Below are 22861 nucleotides of genomic sequence, written 5' to 3'. Positions count from 1 at the left end.
GCCTGGTTCGAGCATGATCTTTTCGGAAAACCGCTGCGCACTTTTCCGGATCATGCTTGTTGGTTCAGCACCGGGACATGCATGACCGCCCAGCGACGAAGCTACGAGACAGGTCACAAGCCGAAATGCCTCGTCATCGTTGACGACACCGCGGAATGGGACCGCGCGGTCTATTACGCTAGCCGGTGGGCGATCCGGGTCGGCGGCGGCGTTCTGATGCTGCGGGTGATCGAGACCGAGGACCAGAACCAGCAATGGCTGGGGGTCGCCGACATCATGCGCGCGGAGGCCGAGGAGGCCGCCAACGAGGCGCTCGACCGCGCCGCCGGCCGAGCCAACGGGATCGCCGCGATCACCCCGGAGCGGGTGATTCGCGAAGGCGACCCGACCGAGCAGATCCTCGACGTGATCGACAAGGACGTCGATATCGCCATGCTGGTGCTGGCCGCCAATCCGGGCGCCGAGGGGCCCGGGCCGATCATCACCACCATGGCCAAGACCATGGGGGCGTTCCCGATCCCGGTGACGATCGTGCCGGGCGGCCTGACCGACGCCGAGATCGACGCCCTGTCCTAGGGAAGATGCACAACCTTCCGTTCATGGCCGGGCTTGTCCCGGCCATCCACGTCTTTCTCGCAAGTGGCACCGAAGACGTGGATGCCCGGCACAAGGCCGGGCATGACGAGTATGAGGCGTAAGGCCCGGCTTCATCGCCGCCCTGTCACTCAGAATCCGCCGTTGCGGGCCTGGAACCGCGGTTTTGCAGCTTGATCGCAGGCTTTTTAATTGCCATCTGGTAGGGGAACCCAACGCGCCGGCCTTGAACCGGCGACGCCGGAGACAGCAAATGTTCATTCAGACCGAAGCCACGCCCAATCCCGCCACCCTGAAATTCATTCCGGGCCGCATGGTGCTCGACAGCGGCACCATGGAATTCTCCTCGCCCGAATCCGCCGCACGCTCGCCGCTCGCCGAACGGCTGTTCGCCGTCGCAGGCGTCACCGGCGTGTTCTACGGCGCCGACTTCGTCACGGTGACGAAAGCGGACGGCGACTGGCAGCACCTCAAGCCCGCGATCCTCGGCGCCATCATGGAGCATTACATGTCCGGCGCGCCGCTGCTCGCCGACGGCGCCGCTGGTAGCGACGACGCCCGCGATGAGGAAGGCGAGTTCTTCGACGAGGCAGACGCCGAGACCGTCGAGCAGATCAAGGACCTGATCGAGACCCGGGTGCGTCCGGCGGTTGCCAATGACGGCGGCGACATCACCTTCCGCGGCTTCAAGGACGGCATCGTCTATCTCAACATGAAGGGCTCCTGCGCCGGCTGCCCGTCATCGACCGCGACCCTGCAACACGGCATCCAGAACCTGCTGCGGCACTTCGTGCCCGACGTGCAGGAAGTCCGGCCGATGTGATGGAGGCCAATGGTGGGTAGCGAATGGCGAATAGGGATCCACCCTGATAGTCCATTCGCTATTCGCTATCAGCCATTCGCCCTCCCATGATGATTCTCGCGATCGATACGGCGCTCGACGCCTGCTCCGCGGCGGTGCTCGACACCAACTCCGGCAACACCATCGCCATCGAATCGCAGGCGATGCAGCGCGGCCATGCCGAGGCGCTGATGCCGCTGATCGCGCGGGTGATGAAAGCGAGCGGCATCGGCTTTGCCGGGCTTGACCGCATCGCCGTCACCACCGGACCCGGCAGTTTCACCGGCCTCCGCGTCGGGCTCTCGGCAGCGCGCGGCCTCGCACTGTCAGCGGAAAAGCCCGTGGTCGGGCTGTCGACGCTTGCCGCCTACGCCGCGCCCGTGGTTGCCGAGAATGGCGCACCGCCGATCCTGTCGGCAATCGATGCGCGGCACGATCACGTCTATTTCCAGCTGGTCGCCGGCGACGGCAGCTTGATGCTCAAGCCGAAGGTTGCGCCGATCGCCGAAGCGCTCGAGGCCGCACAGTTCGGCGCGCTGCATCTGGTCGGCAACGCCGCCAACGTCCTTGCCGAGCGCTGGCCTGCGGATGCCGCTCCGCCGGTCAAGGTCGACAGGCAGCCCGCGCCCGACATCACTTGGGTTGCCTGGGTCGGCGCCGCCGTGGATCCCGACACTGCGCCGCCGCGTCCGTTCTATTTGCGCGCACCCGACGCGAAACCGCCGAAGGATCGCCTGGTCATCAGCGCGCCGCCATCGACATGACCGGCTGGCTGTCGCGATGGTGGGGCGGCGGTCCGCCCGCGGTCGAGCCCGCATCGTTGCGTGATGCAGCGCGGCTCGCGCAACTGCACGGCGCGTCGTTTCATCGCGGCTGGGGCGAAGGTGAATTCGAGGCGATGCTGACCGAGCGCAACACGCTGGTGCACCGGCTGCGGCAGGGCCGCAGGGTGATCGGCTTCGCCGTCTCGCGGATGGCGGCGGATGAGGCGGAAATCCTGTCGATTGCGATCGATTCCAATCAGCGCGGGCGCGGCCTGTCGCGCGACCTGTTGTTGACCCATCTCGGCCATCTTGCCGGCCGCGGCATCCGCACCATCTTCCTCGAGGTGGAAGAGAACAATCAGCCGGCGCGACGGCTCTATGAAAGGGCCGGATTCGGCGTGATCGGCCGCCGCGAACGCTATTACAAGCAGCCCGGCGGGGAACATTTGAACGCGCTTCTGATGCGGCGCGACTTGTCGTAACATCGGCGCGATGGCAGAACAGCGCCCTGCTCTGCCACCCAAGGCTTGAAGAATACGGCTCGAAACCCATGACCACGGTGAAAATCCCGCCGGCGCATAAAAATACCGGCATCGAGGCGCGCTGCGCTGCGACCGGCATGCGCATGACCGAACAGCGCCGCGTGATCGCGCGGGTGCTCGCGGAGGCCATGGATCATCCCGATGTCGAGGAGCTCTATCGCCGCTGCGTGGCAGTCGACGACAAGATCTCGATCTCGACGGTCTATCGCACCGTCAAGCTGTTCGAGGATGCCGGCATCATCGAGCGTCACGATTTCCGCGAGGGCCGCGCGCGCTACGAGCAGATGCCCGAGAGCCATCACGACCATCTGATCAATTTGCGCGACGGCAAGGTGATCGAATTCACCTCCGAGGAAATCGAGAAGCTGCAGGCCGAGATCGCGCGCAAGCTCGGCTACAAGCTGGTCGATCACCGGCTCGAGCTCTATTGCGTCCCGCTCGACGAAGACGGCAAGTCGTAAGCCGGGTGAGTTTCGAACTCGTCATCTTCGACTGCGACGGCGTGCTGGTTGACAGCGAGGTGATCTCCTGTCGCGCACATGCGGACGCGCTGACTCGGCACGGCTTTCCGATCACGCCCGACGGCGTGCTGAAGCGTTTCCTCGGCGTGTCCGACCGGGAGGCCCGGCGCATCGTCGAAAGCGAGATCGGACGCGCGCTGCCCGAGAGCTTCGAGGCCGAGGTCAAGCACGCGACGCTCAGTCTCTATGCCGACGATCTCAGCGCGATCGCGCATGTCGGCGAAGCGATATCAGCGCTTGCCTTGCCGAAATGCGTGGCGTCGAGCGGTACGCCGGAGAAGATCCATCACGGCCTGACCTGTGCCAGGCTCTACGACCGGCTGGCGCCGCATATTTTCTCCGCCACCCAGGTCAAGCGCGGCAAGCCGGCGCCCGATCTCTTCCTGTTCGCAGCCACCCAGATGGGTGCCAGCCCTGCGCGCTGTGTCGTGATCGAGGACAGCGTGGCCGGCGTCACCGGCGCCCGCGCCGCCGGGATGACCGTGCTCGGCTTTTACGGCGGCAGCCACTGCACGGCGGAACACGAGGACCTGCTGCGCCAGGCCGGCGCGGCCATAACCTTTGCCGATATGCGCCAATTGCCCGATTTGATCGGTCGGATTGGGGCTGACATCCAGATCGCCGACTAAGCCCACTCCGGGTCATTCCGGGGCGCGGCCGAAGGGAGCTAACCCGGAATCTCGAGATTCCGGGTTCGATGCTGGCGCATCGCCCCGGAATGACGCCGTAGGACGCTGGATTTTCCCCGGTTTAAGCCTTATTTGAGCAACGGCGCCCTGATGGCGCCGTTTCCATTTTCGCATTCAAGGTTCCATGACGACGCCGCGCAAGCTGCACATCAAGTCCTATGGCTGCCAGATGAACGTCTACGATGCGCAACGCATGGTGGACACGCTGGCCGGCGAGGGCTTTGTCGAGACCGCGAGCGCCGAAGACGCCGACCTCGTGATCCTCAACACCTGTCATATCCGCGAGAAGGCCTCGGAAAAGGTCTATTCCGAACTCGGGCGGCTGCGCGTCACCAAGGACGAGGCCGCGCGCCAGGGCCGCGAGATGAAGATCGCCGTCGCCGGCTGCGTCGCGCAGGCGGAGGGCGCCGAGATCATCCATCGTGCGCCGACCGTCGACATCGTGGTCGGGCCGCAGAGCTATCATCATCTGCCTGCGCTGCTGAAGCGCGCCCAGGAAAACGGCCGTGCGCTGGAGACCGAATTCCCGGTCGAGGACAAGTTCGGCTTCCTGCCGCAGCCGAAGCCGGATGCGATCCGCGCCCGCGGCATCTCCGCGTTCGTCACGGTGCAGGAAGGTTGCGACAAGTTCTGCACCTTCTGCGTGGTGCCTTATACGCGCGGCGCGGAAGTCTCGCGTCCGGTCGCGAGGATCATCGACGACGTGAAGCAGCTCGCCGATAACGGCGTGCGCGAATTCACGCTGATCGGACAGAACGTCAACGCCTACCACGGCGAAGGCCCCGACGGCCGCGTCTGGCCGCTCGGCAAATTGCTGCAGCGGCTCGCGGACATTCCAGGCGTCATGCGGCTGCGCTATTCGACCAGCCATCCGCGCGACGTCGACGACGACCTGATCGCTGCGCATCGCGATTTGCCCGGACTGATGCCGTTCGTGCACCTGCCGGTGCAATCGGGGGCGGACCGGATCCTTGCCGCCATGAACCGGAAACATACCGCCGATGACTACCGGCGCGTCATCGACCGGTTCCGGGCCGCCCGGCAAGACATTGCTTTTTCATCAGATTTTATCGTGGGCTTCCCCGGCGAGACCAGGGAAGAATTTTCCGCCACTCTCGCGCTTGTCACGCAAATCGGGTACGCTGCGGCGTATTCATTCAAGTATTCGCCACGGCCAGGCACGCCGGCGGCGGAGATGCGGGAGACGGTGTCAGCAGCCGAGATGGACGAGCGCTTGGGGCGGCTTCAGGAATTGATCGACAGCCAGCAATCGGCCTTCAACCGTGCTGCGATTGGCACAACGGTCGATGTGCTGTTCGAGCGCGCTGCGCGCAATCCGGGCCAGATCGTCGGCCGGACCGCCTATCTGCAGCCCGCTCATGTGATGGCATCGCCTGACATCATCGGCCAGGTCCTCCCGGTGAGGATCGACAGCCTCGAGCGCTACAGCCTGATCGGCGAGCTCGCGACCCAATCTGCACCCGGCCTCATTTCGCAGACCATTGGAGCCTGAAATCCTTGCCCAAAAGCGCATCGGATTCGTCTTCGCTCGCTCCCAGCCGCAAACCTGACCGCGACATGCAAATGCCACCTGAGACCCGGCCTCCTGAAACTCAGGTCGTCATCGATTTCGACGACAATCGTGCCGCATCCGTGCTGGTCGGCCCCTATGGACAGAATCTGGCGCTGATCGAGCGGCGGCTCGGTGTCGTGGTCGATTCCCGCGGCAATCATCTCACCATCGCGGGCTCCCGCGACGGCTGCGACGCGGCGCGGCGCGTGCTCGAGACACTCTACGCGCAGGCCGTCGAAGGGCACGACCTCGATCAGGGCGAAGTCGAAGGCGCCATCCGCGTCGTGATCGCGCAGGGCTCGCTGTTCGAATTCGACAACAAGACCGCCAAGCCGACGTTTGAAACGATCAATCTGCGCAAGCGTCCGGTGCGCGCCCGCACCGCGGCGCAGGATTCCTACATCCGCGCGCTGAAGCGGCATGAATTGGTGTTCGGCATCGGCCCGGCCGGCACCGGCAAGACCTGGCTCGCGGTCGCCCATGCGGCGCAACTGTTCGAGCGCAAGGAAGTCGATCGCATCATCCTGACGCGACCCGCGGTCGAAGCCGGCGAGCGGCTCGGCTTCCTGCCTGGCGACCTCAAGGAGAAGGTCGATCCGTACCTGCGTCCGATCTACGATGCGCTGTACGATCTGATGGATGCCCGCGTCGTCGAGCGCGCGCTGCAGGGCAACGAGATCGAGATCGCGCCGCTCGCCTTCATGCGCGGCCGCACCCTGACCAATGCCGCCATCATCCTCGACGAGGCGCAGAACACCACGACGATGCAGATGAAGATGTTTTTGACGCGTCTCGGCGAAAACAGCCGGATGATCGTCACCGGCGACCCGTCGCAGGTCGACCTGCCGCACGGCCAGGCTTCGGGGCTCACCGAAGCCGTGAAGCTGCTCGATGGCGTCGAGGGCATCGCACAGGTGCATTTCAAGGCCGAGGACGTCATCCGCCATGAATTGGTGGCGCGCATTGTGGCCGCCTATGAGGGATTGCCGCAAAAGCCGGCAAACGCCAGATCTTGAGACCAATAGCTTCGGCCGCGAGCCCGCGCGATGCGGGTTCCGGCCATAACGCAGATTTTGAAACCAACGTGTCTGCTTTTCCTGCAACCGACGTTCTCGTCACCGCCGAATGCTGGCAGGCCGAGCCCGATGCCGACGCGGTGATTCACCGCGCCATCGAGGCCGCCGCCGCAATCGCCGACGCCGATGTCGCGGACGCCGAGCTTGCAGTGATGCTGACCGACGACGCCGGAATCCGCACCCTGAACGCCAACTGGCGCAGCATCGACAAGCCGACCAACGTGCTGTCGTTTCCGGCGCTGCAGCCGGAAGGCGCCGGCGGACCCGACGATGCCCCGCGCATGCTCGGCGACATCGCGATCGCCTATCAGACGACGCGGCGCGAAGCCGATGAAGAACAGAAGCCGTTCGACCATCATTTGAGCCATCTCGCGGTGCATGGCTTCCTGCATCTGATCGGTTACGACCACGAGAACGATGACGATGCCGAGGACATGGAGGCGCTCGAGCGCGAGATCCTCTCCTCCCTCGGCATTCCCGACCCCTATGCGGATCGGATCGCCTGACATGCCGGATTCCGACCCGACCCATGACAATCCGCGCAATGTGAGCAACCTGCCCGCCGTCGTGCATGAAGGCGAGGTGCAGCGCCCGGCAGCCGAAGGCTGGCTGGTGCGCGCGATCCGCACGCTGTTCGGCTGGAAAGCCGGCTCGGTGCGCGACGATTTGCAGGTGGTACTCGACGCCTCGACGCCCGACGATGTCGGCTTCTCGGCGATCGAGCGCACCATGCTGCGCAACATCCTGTCGCTGAACGAGCGGCGGATCGCCGACGTCATGATCCATCGCGCCGACATCGTCGCGGTCAAGCGCGACATCCCGCTCGGCGAATTGATGAGCCTGTTCGAGAGCGCGGCGCATTCGCGGCTCGTTGTCTACAACGAAACCCTCGACGACCCCGAGGGCATGGTGCACATCCGCGACCTGCTCGCCTTCATGACCGCGAAGGCGCGCGTCACCGACGCGACCAAGACGAAGCGCAAGAAGCCGTTCCCGGCCGGGCTCGATCTGCGCAGCGTCGATCTCGCGCTGCCGCTGGCGGACGCCCATATCATCCGTAAGCTGCTCTACATTCCGCCGTCGATGCGCGCGATCGACCTGTTGGCGCAGATGCAGGCCTCGCGCATCCATCTCGCGCTGGTGGTCGACGAATATGGCGGCACCGACGGACTGGTGTCGATCGAGGATATCGTCGAGCAGATTGTCGGCGAGATCGACGACGAGCACGATTCCGACGAGCCGCCGTCCATCGTCCGCCAGCCGGACAACTCCTTTATCGCCGACGCGCGCGCCAGCCTCGACGATGTCCGTTCGGTGATCGGCGAAGACTTCGTCACCGGCGAGGCCGGCGAGGAGGTCGAGACGCTGGGCGGTTATCTGGTGTCGTTCGTCGGCCGCCTGCCGGTGCGCGGCGAGGTGATTTCCGGTCCGGGCAATTACGAGGTCGAGGTGCTCGACGCCGATCCGCGGCGGGTCAAGCGCGTGCGGATCACGACGCGCAAAGAACGGCCGGCACCGCGCAAGGAACGCGAGCGGCGCCGTGAGCAGGCGCCGGACTCCGGCAACCCGCAGGCGAATGACAACATGCCGCCGCCCGGCGAGGGAGCCGGTCCGCAGTGAGGCTTTCCGACAAGCTCCGATCGATCGGCCTCGCCGTCATCCTGACCTGGGGATGGAAGCGCGCCGTGCTCGCGCTCGCGGCGGGCGCCTTGTCCTCGCTGGCGATGGCGCCGTTCAACGCCTGGCCGGTCCTGTTCCTGACCTTTTCGATCGCGGTCTGGCTGATCGATGGTAGCGCTGCGGGACGCTGGCGCGGCGTACCCGCCGCAGCGCTGTCCGGCTTCTGGTTCGGCCTCGGCTATTTCGTGCCGGGACTGTACTGGATCGGTTACGCCTTCTTCGTCGATGCAGACACCTTCGCCTGGCTGACGCCGTTCGCGGTGCTCGGCCTGCCCGCCTACCTCGCTTTGTTCACCGCCTTCGGCTTCGCACTGGCAAGGCTGATCTGGCCGCGCGACGCCTCGCGCGTGCTAGCGCTGGCGGTTAGCTTGACGATTTCGGAATGGCTGCGCGGCCATCTCCTCAGCGGCTTTCCGTGGAATGCATTCGGCTACGCGCTGACCGAACCCCTGGCGCTGGCCCAGACCGCATCGCTGATCGGGCTGTGGGGCATGACGTTCCTGGCCGTCGCGATCTTCGCAAGCCCCGCCGTGTTGATCGACGGCGCCTCGCGCGGCCGCAAGCCGTGGCGCGCGCCGGTGGCCGCGGTGCTGGTGCTCGCCGCGATGCTGGCGTTCGGCGCAGTCCGCCTCTCGCAACGGCCGACCAGCATGGCCAGCGGCGTCAAGCTGCGCATCATGCAGCCCGATCTGCAGCAGGACGCCAAGTTCAACTACTCCGCCAAGGCGGCGGTGATGCAGAAATATCTCACTCTGTCGGATCGCGCCTCCGGGCCGCACTCGACCGGCGTGAGCGACTCCACCATCCTGATCTGGCCGGAATCCGCCTTCCCGTTCTTCCTGACCAAGGAAGCCGACGCGATGGCGCAGATCGCCGATTTGCTGCCGAAGGGAACCGTGCTGATCACCGGTTCGGTGCGCGCGCCCGATCTGCCGCCCGGCGTCCGCGTCACCCGCGCATATAATTCGATCTACGTCATCGACCATGATGGCAGCGTGCTTGCGGTCTACGACAAGCTGCACCTTGTCCCATTCGGAGAGTATCTGCCGTTCCAGGACTGGATGGAGAAGCTCGGCTTCGTGCAGCTCACCAAGGTGCAGGGCGGCTTCATTCCCGGCACGATCCGTCGCACGCTCGATATTCCGAATGCGCCGCGCGCGCTGCCCCTGATCTGCTACGAGGCGATCTTCCCCGGCAATGTCGTGAGCCGCGACGACCGTCCCGGCTGGATCATCAACGTCACCAATGACGGCTGGTTCGGAATCTCGACCGGCCCCTATCAGCATCTGCAGCAGGCCCGGCTGCGGTCGATCGAGGAAGGCCTGCCGATGGTGCGCGCCGCAAATACGGGCATCTCGGCCATCATCGACCCGCTCGGGCGGATTGTCGCCCAGCTCGGGCTCGGCATCGAAGGCGTGCTCGATGCCGGCCTGCCGACGGCCATCGCGCCGACGATCTATGCGCGTGTCGGCAACATCCCCGCCGCCGTGATTGTGTTAGTTGCCCTCGCAATCGTATTGCGGAGGCGTTTTGTCAGGCGAAAGGCCTGACGGCGCTTATCGCCGGTTGTCACACGAACCCGAAAAAGTGTCGAAATTTACCTCAGCGTGATTCCACCTGTTGACAGATCGACCGTGCACTTCGCATTGTACGGGTCCACGCGAAATCACAAGCCAAGTCAGCCCCTTTGCGCAAATTGTCCGCATTTCGTCCCGATCCTCCTTGCAGGATTTGACGGCACCGGCGCCTGAGGCATACTCCACGTCCAACTTGCCTCACCCCCCGGGCGCGCAATCCCTTAGGAGAGTTGGAGATGTCCACCAAAGCGCCCAATCCTGTTGACAAATATGTCGGCAGCCGCGTCCGTATGCGACGCATCATGCTCGGCATGAGCCAGGAAAAACTGGGCGAGGCGTTAGGCCTGACGTTCCAGCAGGTGCAGAAATACGAGAAGGGCACCAACCGCGTCGGCGCCAGCCGGCTGCAGCAGATCTCCGAAATCCTGCAGGTGCCGGTCTCTTTCCTGTTCGATGGCGGCCCGAGCGGCGTCAAGACCGCTGACGGCTTCAGTGAGGGCTCCTCGCCGGCCTATGTGTCCGATTTTCTGGCAACCGCCGAAGGCCTGGCCCTGACCCGTGCGTTTACGCGGATCGCGGACGCCAAGCTCCGCCGCAGCATCGTCGAACTGGTCGAGCAGATCGCGGCGCGTGAGGCGGCCGAACAGGTCTGATCCGACCATATCCGTTTGAGAGATCGTCAAATCTGGAATATGTCATTCCGGCATGCGTTAAGGCGTGACGAGTTCCGATCGAACCGTCGTCGCGCTTTAGCTCCTTGATAGAGCGTGATCTTTCCGGAAAACCGCGTCACACTTTTCCAGATCATGCCCTAAAGCGTTTTCGAGCGAAGTGGACACCGGTTCGCGTGAAGAAAACGCGTCAAAACAAGAATCTAGAGCCCCGTTCCGATTCATCGGAACGGAAACGGCTCTAGCGTGCGCTGAATGACAAAGCGAATTCACAGGCGACGACAACAGCATGTCCAGCAATCCGTTCGAAACCGCTGCTATCCTCGATGGCATTCGCCGTTGGGTCGAAATCGAATCTCCGACGGAGCGGCCGGATCAGGTCAACAAGCTGGCTGATCTCGTCGCGTCTGAATATCGCGACCTGCCGGCCACCGTCGACCGCGTTGCGGGACGCGACGGCTGTGGCGATCACCTGGTGACGCGCTCGTCCTGGGGGCAGGACGCGCCGGGCATTCTGGTGTTGAGCCATCTCGACACAGTTCATCCGATGGGATTCATCGAACGGTTACCATTCAAGATCGAAGGCGACAGCGCATTCGGCCCGGGCATCTACGACATGAAGGGCGGCGCCTATCTCGCCTATCACGCATTCCGGCAGATCTGCGCCGACGACGTGCGCCCGCCGCTCGGCGTCACCCAGCTCTACGTATCGGACGAGGAGATCGGCAGCCCGACCTCGCGGGCGCTGATCGAGGCCGAAGGCCGCAAGGCCAAATACGTATTGGTGACCGAGCCGGCGCGCGACGGCGGCAAGATCGTCACCGGGCGCAAGGGCGTCGCGCGCTTCGACGTGCACATCAAGGGCGCGCCGGCACATGCCGGCACGCGCCCCGAGGACGGGCGCAGCGCGATCCGGGAACTCGGCCATGTGATCCTGGCGCTCGAGGCGATGAACGATCTCAAGCGCGGCGTCACCGTCAATGTCGGCGTGGTGCGCGGCGGCACCAAGCCGAACGTGATCGCCGAAGAGGCCTATGCCGAAGTCGACATGCGCGTGCCGACCATGGCCGACGCCGACGAGCTGGTGCCGAAGATCCTCGGAATCACCTCGCGCACCGACGGCGTCACCGTGAAGGTGACCGGCGAATTGAACCGTCCGCCCTATGAGAAGAGCAATGCCGGCGCCGCACTCTACGAACACGCCAGGGAGCTTGCAGGCGAACTCGGCTTCGAGCTGATTGATGTGTTCACCGGCGGCGGCTCCGACGGCAATTTCACCGCACCGCATACCGCAACGCTCGATGGCCTCGGCGTCGATGGCAAGGGCGCGCATACCCATTACGAGCAGCTCTACATCTCGTCGATCGAGCCGCGCGCGCGGCTGCTCTACCGTCTCTATCAGACGCTGCGATGACCCCGGCTCCGAACGACAGCGACGATCGCGATTCTTCCGACGATGGCGCGGTGGCCCATTCGCGCGGCTCGTTCTTCGGGCGACGCAAGGGCCACAGACTGCGTGCGCACCAGGCCGACCTGATCGACAATCTGCTGCCGCATCTTTCGCTCGACATCGCGGCGCCCGCGCCCGAGGCGCTGACCGAACTGTTCGATGACGGCATCGCGAATGTCAGGCTCGAGATCGGCTTCGGCGGCGGCGAGCATTTGATCGCGGAAGCGCAGGCATTTCCGGCGACCGGCTTCATCGGCTGCGAGCCCTATGTCAACGGGATGGCCAAGATCCTGACCCAGATCGAGGCGTTGAATATCGGCAACATCCGCCTGTTCGCCGGCGACGCCGCCGAGCTGCTGGCCTGGGCGCCAGCGCGCTCGCTGGCGCGCATCGACCTGATTCATCCCGATCCCTGGCCGAAGCGGCGGCACTGGAAGCGGCGCTTCGTGCAGGATGCAACGGTCGCGGCGATGACCCGGCTGCTGCCGCCGGGCGGCGAATTCCGCTTCGTCAGCGACATCGACGATTACTGCGCCTGGACGCTCGCGCATCTGATGCGCTCGCCCGACTTCGCCTGGCTCGCCGAGCGCGCGATCGATTGGCAGCAGCCGTGGCCGGACTACACCATGACGCGCTACGGCGCCAAGGCCGAGCGCGAAGGGCGCAAGGCGGCGTATTTGCGATTTCGAAGACTCTAACATCTTGTCATGGCCGGGCTTGACCCGGCCATCCACGTCTTTCTTTCTACGCGACGTTAAAGACGTGGATGCCCGGGACGAGCCCGGGCATGACGTGGCTACTGATTGGCCATCCGCGCCTTCCTGACGTCGGTCGCTTCCCAGACCATGCGCTTGCCGCGTTCGCGACCGAGCAGCTCGATCGGATCGTGATTGTCGATGTGGCCGAACTGGCCCTTGTAGACGCTGTAGCCGCACAATTCCTGCAGGCGGCGCGGAAAGCGGACCGCGGTCTCGCGGGGAATGCCGAGCTGCAGATTCTCCTGCTGCCGCATCCAGCCCCAGCAATAGGCGCATGAAAACGCAAAGCGCCTGGCGTCGCTGGTGTTGGCGCCGCCGCCATGCCACAGCGCGCTGTCGAACAGCATCACGCTGCCGGCCGGCATGGTCGCGGTGACGGCGTCGTAATCCTTGCCGTATTCCGGCGACGAATCGAATGTGTGGCTGCGCGGAATGATCCGCGTCGCGCCGTTGTCGTCGCGGAAATCGGACAGCGCCCAGATCGCATTGATCGTGATCGGGATGTGCGGCCGCGGCAGCGGGATCAACTGGGTGTCTTCATGGATCGGCTGCGCCTCCTGGCCGGGGCCGAGCACCAGCGAGCAGAACGACGACAGCAGGCATTCCCTGTCCAGCACGCGCTCGACCACCGGCAGCACGTTCTCATGCAGCGGCACCTCCCAGAACAGATCGTCATAGGTCAGGAGGTTGTTGATGCGCAGCGTCTTGAAACCCTCGAACGATGTCCTGGCAGGTGCGAGATTGTGCTCGCTCTCGATTCTTTGCACCGCATCCTTCAATCCCTCGACCAGGTCCGGCGAGGCGGCGCGCTCGATCACGGTGTATCCGTCGTCGCGGATCCGCTCGGCGTGCGATTGGATATCGGCGTCCGTCAGCATGGCGATCTCCCCGTTTGGCGCTGTGTCGCGCCTTGCATGTGAGCATAGCGGCACGATTCTGGGTTTGGGAAGCATGCATTATGATCCGTCATGCTGAGGAGGCCGCAAAGCGGCCGTCTCGAAGCACGACGGCCCGGCTGCAACAGCGTGGCCGTGCATCCTTCGAGACGCGCCTGTGGCGCTCCTCCAGCGACAAAGGCGAAGCCTTTGCGCGGGGATGACGGAATCGAGAGCTTGTCGGTGTGCCTAGCGCGACTTCCAGAAATCCACGACGCGCTGCGCGGTCGACGGCATCAGGCGCACGAAATTCACGCGCGCACCTTCGATATCGGCCGGCGACGGCACGCGGTTCGGCCCGAGCCGCATCAGGATCAGGACGCGCACGGTAGGCCATTCGAAGCCGATCGTCTTGCTGGCGATCAGGATCGGATCGTAGCGATCGCCGGCGATCAGGCGATCGAGCGTCACGATCTTCACGCCGGTCATCGCCGCGAGCGCCGCCACGCATTCCTCGTATTTGAAGGCCTTGGCGAAGCCTGCCACCGCGGCCTCGTTCAATTCGCCGGCGCGTTGCAGCGCCAGGATCGCGCGCTGCGCGGCTGCGAAGTCGCGACCCTCGACCTGCGCGACGACGCCTTCGATCTCGTTCAGTGCCAACTTGATCTCGGCCTGCCGTTCCGGCTTGGCGACGACCTGCAACCGGCGGCGGATCACGTCGATCGAACCGGCCAGCAGGCTCTTCAGATGCACGGGCGGAAGATCGTCACGGCGGCCGATCCGCAGCGTCAGCACGCCATCCTGACCGGCGCGCCGCACCAGCGTCGTGAAAGACGCGTCCGAGAACGCCGCGCCGGCATTGCCGGCCGCGGATCGGATGACATCACGATCGCCGCGACGGACGATGACATCGGTCAGCGCGGTCGAGAGCTTGGACCGCTCGGCCATCGCCAGCAGATGGCCCTGGCCCTTGGCATTGGCGATCTCGACCAGCACCTTTTCGTCGATCACCGGCGACTGGCGCAGCACGGGTCCCGCGATCGCGACCTCGTCCTCGCGGGCGAGTTGCCCGACCAGATGCCGCGGCGCGTTGGCGAGCGGCGCAAGCCGTTCGGCGAGATCGATCCGTGCAGCAAGCTCGGCATGCGGGACCAGACTGGTCAGCACCCCGTCGAACAGGTCGATATGGTCAGGGCGAAAGCTCGCGGCACCCTGCAGGAACAGCTCGCCGAGCCGCCGCGCGGCTTCGGCGCGGCGCTTGGGGTCGCCGCGGCGAACGATGTCATCGAGTTCCGGGATCAGCGCAGGGGCTGTCGTCATGAGCCTTGTCCAACCGGCGACTTCTGCCGATTTTCGGCAATCTATGGCCCCGTTCGTAAACGGAGGGTTAGGTCAAACCTGCACCCCGGAGCCCGCAAAATCGCCCTCCGCCGGGCCGGGAGGCCTTGCCGGACCTGGGCAAAAGGGCTATATCCACCGCAACTTATGGTATCTCATACGATCGCGTAGGAGAGTGGGCCCCTCGGGACCCGCTCTTTTTTATTACCTGACGGGACCCAGCGAGGCCGGGTCCAGTTTAGGTAGCGTTAGCGGCCCCTTAAGGCCACCTGAACAACACAGCAGACCTCAGACAACCCTTAGACCTTAGACAGCCTTTGACACTCGATATGACCGATCCGACCGCCACGTCCGTGGACACCGAACTGCTCGCCGAGCCGCGGCTCGTCGTCGAGCCCGGGGTCGCGGCGCGCGTCGCCGCGGTTGCAGTCCCGGTGCTGCAGGGCATGGGCTATCGCCTGGTGCGCATCAAGGTCTCGGGCGACGCCGGCTGCACCGTGCAGATCATGGCGGAGCGCCCCGACGGCTCGATGCAGCTCGAGGATTGCGAGGCGATCTCGCGCGCGCTGTCGCCGGTGCTCGATGTCGCCGACCCGATCGAGCGCGCCTACCGGCTGGAAATCTCCTCGCCCGGGATCGACCGGCCGCTGGTGCGCCGCTCCGACTTCGAGCGCTACACCGGACATCTCGTGAAGATCGAGATGGCGGTGGCGCATCAGGGCCGCAAGCGGTTCCGCGGCCTGCTCGCGGGCGTCGAAGGCAATGCGGTGCGCATCAAGCGCGACGATCCGCGTCCCACCGAGGACGCCGAGGTTCTCCTGGTGATGGAGGACATTTCGGACGCACGGCTGGTGCTGACCGACGAGCTGATCGAGGAATCGATGCGCCGCGGCAAGGCCGCCGAGCGCGAGCTGCGCCGCGAGCTCGGCCTCGCGCCGCCGCAGCCGGCCCACGCCAGAAAGAGCGATCCCGCCAAGAGCCAGAAGCCGAAACCCAAGCCTGCTCACAAGCCCGGCACCAAGCCGGCGCCGACCAACACCAAAAAGCACCGCCTGGCCGCCGAACGCGCGCGCCGTGGCGAGATCGATCCATTCGAAGGAGACTAAGCCATGGCAGTCAGCGCCAACAAACTCGAACTGCTGCAGATCGCAGACGCAGTTGCGCGCGAAAAGTCGATCGACCGCTCCATCGTGATCGCGGCGATGGAAGACGCCATCGCCAAGGCGGCGCGCGCCCGCTACGGCAGCGAGACCGACGTCCATGCCGAGATCGACGCCAAGAAGGGCGAGCTGCGGCTGACCCGCCACATGCTGGTGGTCGATGTCGTCGAGAACTCGTCGAACCAGATTTCGCTGCTCGATGCGCAGCGCGCCAATCCGGGCGCCCAGGTCGGCGACACCATCGCCGACACGCTGCCGCCGCTGGAATATGGCCGCATCGCCGCGCAGTCCGCCAAGCAGGTGATCGTGCAGAAGGTGCGCGAGGCCGAGCGCGACCGGCAGTACCAGGAATTCAAGGACCGCATCGGCGACATCGTCAACGGCATCGTCAAGCGCGTCGAATACGGCAGCGTGATCGTCGACCTCGGCCGTGGCGAAGCGATCGTGCGCCGCGACGAGATGCTGCCACGCGAAGTGTTCCGCAACGGCGACCGCGTCCGCGCCTATATCTTCGACGTCCGCCGCGAGACCCGCGGTCCGCAGATCTTCCTGTCGCGCACCCATCCGCAGTTCATGGCGAAGCTGTTCGCGCAGGAAGTGCCCGAGATCTACGACGGCATCGTCGAGATCAAGGCGGTCGCCCGCGATCCCGGCTCGCGCGCCAAGATCGGCGTGATCTCGCGCGATTCCTCGGTCGACCCGGTCGGCGCCTGCGTCGGCATGCGCGGCTCGCGCGTGCAGGCGGTGGTGAACGAGCTGCAGGGTGAGAAGATCGACATCATTCCGTGGTCGCCCGACATCGCGACCTTCGTGGTCAACGCGCTGGCGCCGGCTGAAGTCGCCAAGGTCGTGATCGACGAAGACCGCGAGCGCATCGAGGTCGTGGTTCCCGACACCAACAACCAGCTGTCGCTGGCGATCGGCCGCCGCGGCCAGAACGTCCGCCTCGCCTCGCAGCTGACCGGCTGGGACATCGACATCCTGACCGAGCAGGAAGAATCGGAGCGCCGCCAGGCCGACTTCGAGAATTCGACCCGCGTTTTCATGGAAGCGCTCAATGTCGACGAGGTGGTCGGCCAGCTGCTCGCCTCCGAGGGCTTCACCTCGGTCGAGGAACTCGCACTGGTCGATGTCAAGGAACTCGCCGGTATCGAAGGTTTCGACGAGGAGACCGCCACCGAGCTGCAGACCCGCGCCCGCGAATATCTGGAGCAGCTCGAGGCTGAACTCGAGGCCAAGCGCAAGGAACTCGGCGTCGAGGACGCCATGAAGGACGTGCCCGGCATCACCGGCAAGATGCTGGTGAAGCTCGGTGAGAACGACGTCAAGACCGTCGAGGATCTGGCCGGCTGCGCCACCGACGATCTGGTCGGCTGGACCGAGCGCAAGGAAGGCGGCGAGCCGACCAAGCATGCCGGGTTCCTCGATGGCATCGAGGTCTCGCGCGACGAGGCCGAGGCCATGATCATGCAGGCCCGTCTGAAGGCCGGCTGGATCACCGAGGCCGATCTTGCCAAGCCTGCTGAGGAGGCCGAGGCCGCCGAAGCAGAAACGGCGTCGTAAGGAGATGCCCCACGGATGCTCGCTCAGGCTGACCCCGATCTCGACGATGGGCCGCGGACGCAGAAGTCCGCGACCACGCGGATGTGCGCGGTCAGCCGCGAGGTGCATCCGATCGACGAGCTGATCCGGTTCGTCGTCGCGCCCACCGGCGAGGTGATCCCGGATCTCAAGCGCAAGCTGCCGGGCCGCGGAATGTGGGTTTCCGCATCGCGGCGCAGCGTTGCGGAAGCAGTCCGTCGTCACCAATTTAGCAAGGGATTCAAGCGCGATGTCCGCGTCGCGCCGACCCTTCCCGCCGACACCGACACCCTCCTGATCCGCAGCGTCACCGAGGCCCTGGCGATGGCTGCCAAGGCCGGTCAGGTGGTTGCAGGCTTCGGCAAGGTCGAGGACGCACTCAACCGGAACGAAACTGCAGCCCTGATCCACGCTTCGGACGGCGCAGCGGACGGAATCCGCAAATTGGACGCGATCGTCAGGCAAAGGGGCGAAAAACGTGGTGAATCGCCAGTAATCGCCGTCGTCAATGTTTTGACGTCGGAAGAATTGGATTTGGCACTTGGGCGGTCAAATGTGATACATGCTGCGCTGCTCGCGGGCCCGGCGAGCAAGACGTTCCTGTCGCGCTGCCAGTTGCTGGTCCGATACCGGATGGCCGACGACGACAAGACCGCCGAAGCGGCCAGAAATTCCAGAGCCTGATCCAGGAAGGCGGATGCCGTCTTTCCGACCGGATCATGCTCAGCAAACGACGACAGTTGAAGGATTTGTGCGGCATACGCACAGCGAAACGAGATTAGGACTGCTGAATGGTTGATACCAAGACCCCTGGCGACAAGACTCTGAGTGTCCCGAGCAAGACGTTGTCGCTGAAGCCGCGCGTCGAGACGGGCACCGTGCGCCAGAGCTTCAGCCACGGCCGGACCAAGCAGGTCGTGGTCGAGAAGCGCGGCAAGCGTCGCGTCGGTGGCGATGGTCCCGGCGAGGCGCATGCGCCGGAACCCGTGGTTGCAAAGCCGGTGGCGCCCGCCCCCAGGCCGCCGCAGGGCCGCCCCTCGGGCCCGCCGCCCGGCCAGCAACGCAACACCCGCTCCGGCGTGGTGCTGCCGACCTTGACCGAAGACGAGCGTTCCGCGCGTGCCAGCGCGCTCGCCGACGCCCGTCAGCGCGACATCGAGGAGCGCCGCCAGGCCGAAGAGGAAGCCAAGCGCCGCGCCACCCGCGAGGCTGCCGAGAAGGTCGAGCGTGAGGCCGCCGAGGCCCGCCGCAAGGCTGAAGAGGAGCGTCACCGCCACGAGGAAGAGGCCAAGCGCAAGGCCGAGGTCGAAGCCAAGCGCCGCTTCGGCGAGGGCGAAGCCAAGCCCGGCGCGGCGCCTGCCGCTGCACCGGCCAAGCCTGCCACAGCCGCGCCCGCATCTGCTCCGGCCGCCCGCGCGCCCGCAGGCCGCCCGACGACCACGACAACCGCGCGCACGACGGCCGCTGTGCCGACGAAGCCGCCGGCCGTTGCCGCCGAAGCTGACGAAGACGAAGGTCCGCGTCTGGTGCGCCGCCCCGGCGGCATCGTTCGTCCCGCCGCCGCGCCGAAGACCACCCACAAGCCCGGCGCGCAGAAGCAGCGCGGCCGCCTGACCGTGACCACCGCGCTCAACGTCGACGAAGTGCGCGAGCGTTCGATCGCCTCGTTCCGCCGCCGCACCCAGCGCCTGAAGGGACATGCGTCGAACGAGCAGAAGGAAAAGCTGGTCCGCGAAGTCATCATTCCGGAAGCGATCACGATCCAGGAACTCGCGAACCGCATGTCGGAGCGCGCGGTCGATGTCATCCGCATGCTGATGAAGCAGGGCGCGATGCACAAGATCACCGACGTGATCGACGCCGACACCGCACAACTGATCGCCGAAGAACTCGGCCACAGCGTCAAGCGCGTCGCCGCGTCCGACGTTGAGGAAGGCCTGTTCGACGTTGTCGACGATTCCACCGACACCGAGCCGCGTTCGCCCGTGGTCACGGTCATGGGCCACGTCGACCACGGCAAGACCTCGCTGCTCGACGCGCTGCGCCACGCCAACGTGGTGTCGGGCGAAGCCGGCGGTATCACCCAGCACATCGGCGCCTATCAGGTGTCTTCGCCGGAAAGCGGCAAGAAGATCACCTTCATCGACACGCCCGGCCACGCCGCGTTCACCGCGATGCGCGCCCGCGGCGCCAAGGTCACCGACATCGTCGTGCTGGTGGTCGCGGCCGATGACGGCGTGATGCCGCAGACGATCGAGGCGATCAACCACGCCAAGGCGGCCAAGGTGCCGATGATCGTGGCGATCAACAAGATCGACAAGCCCGATGCACGGCCGGAGCGCGTGCGCACCGAATTGCTGCAGTACGAGGTGCAGGTCGAATCGCTCGGCGGCGACGTCGTCGACGTCGAGGTCTCGGCCAAGAACAAGACCAATCTCGACCGGCTGCTCGAGATGATCGCGCTGCAGGCCGAAATCCTCGACCTGAAGACCAATTCGCAGCGTCCGGCCGAAGGCACCGTGATCGAAGCCAAGCTCGATCGCGGCCGCGGTCCGGTCGCGACCGTGCTGGTGCAGCGCGGCACGCTGCGGATCGGCGACATCATCGTAGCCGGCGCCGAAATGGGCCGCGTCCGCGCCTTGATCTCCGACCAGGGCGAGAATCTCGACGAGGCCGGCCCGTCCGTGCCGGTCGAGGTGCTCGGCTTCAACGGTCCGCCGGAAGCCGGCGACCGTCTCGCCGTCGTCGAGAACGAAGCCCGCGCCCGCCAGGTCACGAGCTACCGCGCGCACCAGAAGCGCGAGAACGCGGCTGCCTCGATCTCCGGCATGCGCGGCTCGCTCGAACAGATGATGTCGCAGCTCAAGACCGCGGGCCGCAAGGAGTTCCCGCTGATCGTCAAGGCCGACGTGCAGGGCTCGCTGGAAGCGATCCTGGGCTCGCTCGAGAAGCTCGGCACCGACGAAGTCGCCGCCCGCATCCTGCACGCCGGCGTCGGCGGCATCTCGGAGTCCGACGTCACGCTGGCGGAAGGCTTCAACGCCGCGATCATCGGCTTCTCGGTCCGCGCCAACAAGGAAGCGGCGGCCGCAGCCAAGCGCAACGGCATCGAGATCCGCTACTACAACATCATCTACGACCTCGTGGATGACATCAAAAAGGCGATGTCCGGCCTGCTCGCGCCCACGCTGCGCGAAACCATGCTGGGCAACGCGCAGATCCTGGAAGTGTTCAACATTTCCAAGGTCGGCAAGGTCGCGGGTTGCCGCGTCACCGACGGCACCGTGGAACGCGGCGCCAATGTTCGCCTGATCCGCGACAACGTCGTGGTGCACGAAGGCAAGCTGTCGACGCTGAAGCGCTTCAAGGATGAAGTGAAGGAAGTGGTCGCCGGCCAGGAGTGTGGCATGGCATTCGAGAATTACGGCGACATGCGTGTCGGCGACGTGATCGAATGTTACCGCATCGAGACGATCCAGCGCTCTCTGTAAGTCCAAATCTTACTGAGCGTCTGGGTCCATTTAACTGAAAATGCGACGACGTGGCCGGACTTTAGTCCGGCCACCAGCGCATCGTCTGATTGAAAGCAAAGCTAGGACATTGATGCCCGCGGCCACGGCCTGCGGGCGCGACGGTTTTGGAAGAAGGTCATGCCCCGTCAAAAGAAGAGTTCCAGCCCCGGCGGATCGCAACGTCAGCTGCGCGTCGGCGAAACAGTTCGCCATGCAGTTGCCGAGATTCTGTCGCAGGGTGAGGTTCACGATCCCGATCTGGAAGGCCACATCATCACCGTTCCCGAGGTGCGCATGTCGCCTGACCTGAAGCTCGCCACGGTCTACGTGATGCCGCTCGGCGGTCGCGACACCGACGCGGTGATCGCTGCACTCGAGCGCAACAAGAAGTTCCTTCGCGGCGAGATCGCGCATCGCGTCAACCTGAAATTTGCACCCGACATTCGCTTCCGCGTCGATGAGCGGTTCGACGAGGCGGAGCGCATCGAGAAACTACTGCGGACACCTGCGGTGCAGCGAGACCTTGCACCCGATTCGGACGACGAGTGATGACTGTGATGACCACCAACAGCGTGATCGACGCGAAGGATGCCGACGCGCGCGACGCTGAGCGGGATGCCTTTGCCGGGCCGCGCACCGACGATGCGCGCCGCACCAACAACGACCCGCGCCAGAAGCACGGCAAGCAGAACCAGCAGCCGCGCCGCGACAAGCGCGACGTCCACGGCTGGGTGGTGCTCGACAAGCCGATCGGGATGACCTCGACGCAGGCCGTCGCCGTGCTCAAGCGCCTGTTCCAGGCCAAGCGTGCCGGCCATGCCGGCACGCTCGATCCGCTCGCCTCCGGCGGCCTGCCGATCGCGCTGGGCGAAGCCACCAAGACGGTGCCGTTCGTGATGGACGGCCGCAAGCGCTACCGCTTCACGGTCAGCTGGGGCGAGGAACGCGACACCGACGACACCGAAGGACGGCCGGTCAGGACCAGCGAGAGCCGGCCGACCGCCGATTCGATCCGCCAGCTGCTGCCGCGCTTCACCGGGGTGATCGAGCAGATCCCGCCGCAATATTCGGCCATCAAGGTGCAGGGTGAGCGGGCCTATGATCTGGCACGCGACGGCGAGACCGTGGAACTGAAGCCCCGCCCGGTCGAGATTCACGAATTAACCCTTGTCGAACACGGAGATAACGGACAATCCGTGTTCGAGGCCGAGTGCGGCAAGGGAACCTATGTCCGGGCTCTAGCCCGCGATATGGGCCGGATTCTGGGCTGTTTCGGCCATATCTGCGCCCTGCGGCGGACCCTGGTCGGTCCGTTTACCGAGCGGGACATGATTCCGCTGGAACAGTTGGAGGCTTTATGCAATAGAGCCGCGTCTGGCGAGGGCAGCCTCGCCGACGCGCTTTTGCCCGTTGAGACCGCGCTGGACGACATCCCGGCACTGGCCGTCACACGGGCTGATGCGGCAAGGCTCCACAGGGGCCAGGCCGTTTTGTTGCGCGGACGGGATGCGCCCAATACCAGCGGCACAGTCTATGTCACGGTGGCAGGCCGGCTTCTCGCGCTTGCCGAGATTGGCAATGGCGAACTCATCCCCAAGCGCGTGTTCAACCTGAACGGACTGACTGCCAGTCCGGCTCGCAACAATGAAAGTAACTGAC

The 22861-nt window shown here is 65.2% G+C and carries 22 protein-coding genes; 20 read left to right on the top strand and 2 right to left on the bottom strand.

The genetic code is table 11. From position 1 onward, the window contains the following. The first annotated feature begins 81 nt into the window (after positions 1-81). The 14 genes from Q0030_RS19245 to Q0030_RS19180 all read left to right on the top strand — a co-directional run bounded on the left by Q0030_RS19245 (position 82) and on the right by Q0030_RS19180 (position 12676). Positions 82-576 (top strand): universal stress protein, encoded by a 495-nt coding sequence (locus Q0030_RS19245; protein WP_092120638.1) that lies wholly within the window; start codon positions 82-84, stop codon positions 574-576. Between the two features lie 271 nt (positions 577-847). Beyond that, complete coding sequence (locus tag Q0030_RS19240; protein ID WP_298370292.1) at positions 848-1417, top strand: NifU family protein; 570 nt, start codon at positions 848-850, stop codon at positions 1415-1417. 86 nt (positions 1418-1503) lie between these two features. Continuing rightward, positions 1504-2199: a tRNA (adenosine(37)-N6)-threonylcarbamoyltransferase complex dimerization subunit type 1 TsaB gene (tsaB, locus tag Q0030_RS19235; protein WP_298370290.1), complete on the top strand. Its 696-nt coding sequence runs from the start codon at positions 1504-1506 to the stop codon at positions 2197-2199. Next, a complete protein-coding gene (gene rimI / locus Q0030_RS19230; protein WP_097671272.1) occupies positions 2196-2681 on the top strand; it encodes a ribosomal protein S18-alanine N-acetyltransferase in 486 nt (161 codons plus the stop codon). Before tsaB ends, rimI begins: the two co-directional genes overlap by 4 nt. Positions 2682-2749: 68 nt before the next feature. After that, positions 2750-3202 carry a Fur family transcriptional regulator gene (locus Q0030_RS19225; RefSeq protein WP_173639705.1) on the top strand — a complete coding sequence of 151 codons (453 nt, stop codon included), beginning with the start codon at positions 2750-2752 and terminating at the stop codon, positions 3200-3202. Between the two features lie 5 nt (positions 3203-3207). Continuing rightward, a complete protein-coding gene (locus tag Q0030_RS19220) occupies positions 3208-3891 on the top strand; it encodes an HAD family hydrolase (RefSeq protein WP_298370283.1) in 684 nt (227 codons plus the stop codon). A 184-nt stretch (positions 3892-4075) separates the two neighbouring features. Continuing rightward, positions 4076-5464, top strand: coding sequence for a tRNA (N6-isopentenyl adenosine(37)-C2)-methylthiotransferase MiaB (gene miaB, locus Q0030_RS19215; RefSeq protein WP_298370281.1), 1389 nt, complete (start codon positions 4076-4078; stop codon positions 5462-5464). A 65-nt stretch (positions 5465-5529) separates the two neighbouring features. Next, a complete protein-coding gene (locus Q0030_RS19210) occupies positions 5530-6540 on the top strand; it encodes a PhoH family protein (RefSeq protein ID WP_298370279.1) in 1011 nt (336 codons plus the stop codon). A gap of 68 nt (positions 6541-6608) precedes the next feature. Further along, positions 6609-7106, top strand: coding sequence for an rRNA maturation RNase YbeY (gene ybeY, locus Q0030_RS19205; protein ID WP_298370277.1), 498 nt, complete (start codon positions 6609-6611; stop codon positions 7104-7106). Between the two features lies 1 nt (position 7107). Next, entirely contained in the window at positions 7108-8220 is a 1113-nt protein-coding gene (locus Q0030_RS19200; protein WP_171947917.1) for a hemolysin family protein, read from the top strand. Further along, positions 8217-9830, top strand: coding sequence for an apolipoprotein N-acyltransferase (lnt, locus tag Q0030_RS19195; RefSeq protein WP_298370274.1), 1614 nt, complete (start codon positions 8217-8219; stop codon positions 9828-9830). Before Q0030_RS19200 ends, lnt begins: the two co-directional genes overlap by 4 nt. Positions 9831-10093: 263 nt before the next feature. Then, entirely contained in the window at positions 10094-10510 is a 417-nt protein-coding gene (locus Q0030_RS19190) for a helix-turn-helix transcriptional regulator (RefSeq protein WP_021082652.1), read from the top strand. Between the two features lie 307 nt (positions 10511-10817). Beyond that, positions 10818-11942, top strand: a complete 1125-nt coding sequence (locus Q0030_RS19185; protein WP_298370267.1) for a M20 family metallopeptidase — start codon at positions 10818-10820, stop codon at positions 11940-11942. Then, positions 11939-12676, top strand: a complete 738-nt coding sequence (locus Q0030_RS19180) for a tRNA (guanine(46)-N(7))-methyltransferase TrmB (RefSeq protein WP_298370265.1) — start codon at positions 11939-11941, stop codon at positions 12674-12676. Before Q0030_RS19185 ends, Q0030_RS19180 begins: the two co-directional genes overlap by 4 nt. A 98-nt stretch (positions 12677-12774) precedes the next feature. On the opposite strand, the gene Q0030_RS19175 is transcribed toward Q0030_RS19180, so the two are convergent. Together Q0030_RS19175 and Q0030_RS19170 are read right to left on the bottom strand one after the other, a co-directional pair. Next, positions 12775-13614, bottom strand: coding sequence for a phytanoyl-CoA dioxygenase family protein (locus Q0030_RS19175; protein WP_298370262.1), 840 nt, complete (start codon positions 13612-13614; stop codon positions 12775-12777). Between the two features lie 246 nt (positions 13615-13860). Further along, entirely contained in the window at positions 13861-14931 is a 1071-nt protein-coding gene (locus tag Q0030_RS19170; protein WP_298370259.1) for a DUF2336 domain-containing protein, read from the bottom strand. Between the two features lie 347 nt (positions 14932-15278). Here Q0030_RS19170 and rimP point away from each other — a divergent pair, with 347 nt between their 5' ends. The 6 genes from rimP (at position 15279) to truB (ending at position 22860) form a co-directional block, all read left to right on the top strand. Further along, a complete protein-coding gene (gene rimP / locus Q0030_RS19165; protein ID WP_298370256.1) occupies positions 15279-16055 on the top strand; it encodes a ribosome maturation factor RimP in 777 nt (258 codons plus the stop codon). A 3-nt stretch (positions 16056-16058) separates the two neighbouring features. Then, on the top strand, positions 16059-17672 hold the full coding sequence (gene nusA, locus Q0030_RS19160; RefSeq protein WP_298370253.1) for a transcription termination factor NusA: 1614 nt from the start codon (positions 16059-16061) through the stop codon (positions 17670-17672). 15 nt (positions 17673-17687) lie between these two features. Continuing rightward, positions 17688-18374 (top strand): RNA-binding protein, encoded by a 687-nt coding sequence (locus Q0030_RS19155; RefSeq protein WP_298370251.1) that lies wholly within the window; start codon positions 17688-17690, stop codon positions 18372-18374. Between the two features lie 107 nt (positions 18375-18481). Next, complete coding sequence (gene infB / locus Q0030_RS19150; RefSeq protein WP_298370248.1) at positions 18482-21181, top strand: translation initiation factor IF-2; 2700 nt, start codon at positions 18482-18484, stop codon at positions 21179-21181. 159 nt (positions 21182-21340) lie between these two features. Then, a complete protein-coding gene (gene rbfA, locus Q0030_RS19145) occupies positions 21341-21751 on the top strand; it encodes a 30S ribosome-binding factor RbfA (protein ID WP_092120693.1) in 411 nt (136 codons plus the stop codon). After that, positions 21751-22860: a tRNA pseudouridine(55) synthase TruB gene (truB, locus tag Q0030_RS19140; protein WP_298370244.1), complete on the top strand. Its 1110-nt coding sequence runs from the start codon at positions 21751-21753 to the stop codon at positions 22858-22860. The genes rbfA and truB overlap by 1 nt, the downstream gene beginning before the upstream one ends. Position 22861: the final 1 nt, after the last annotated feature.

The organism is uncultured Bradyrhizobium sp. (assembly GCF_947648125.1).
In the GTDB taxonomy this organism is placed as follows: domain Bacteria; phylum Pseudomonadota; class Alphaproteobacteria; order Rhizobiales; family Xanthobacteraceae; genus Bradyrhizobium.
This window is presented reverse-complemented; position numbering and strand designations above follow the sequence as displayed.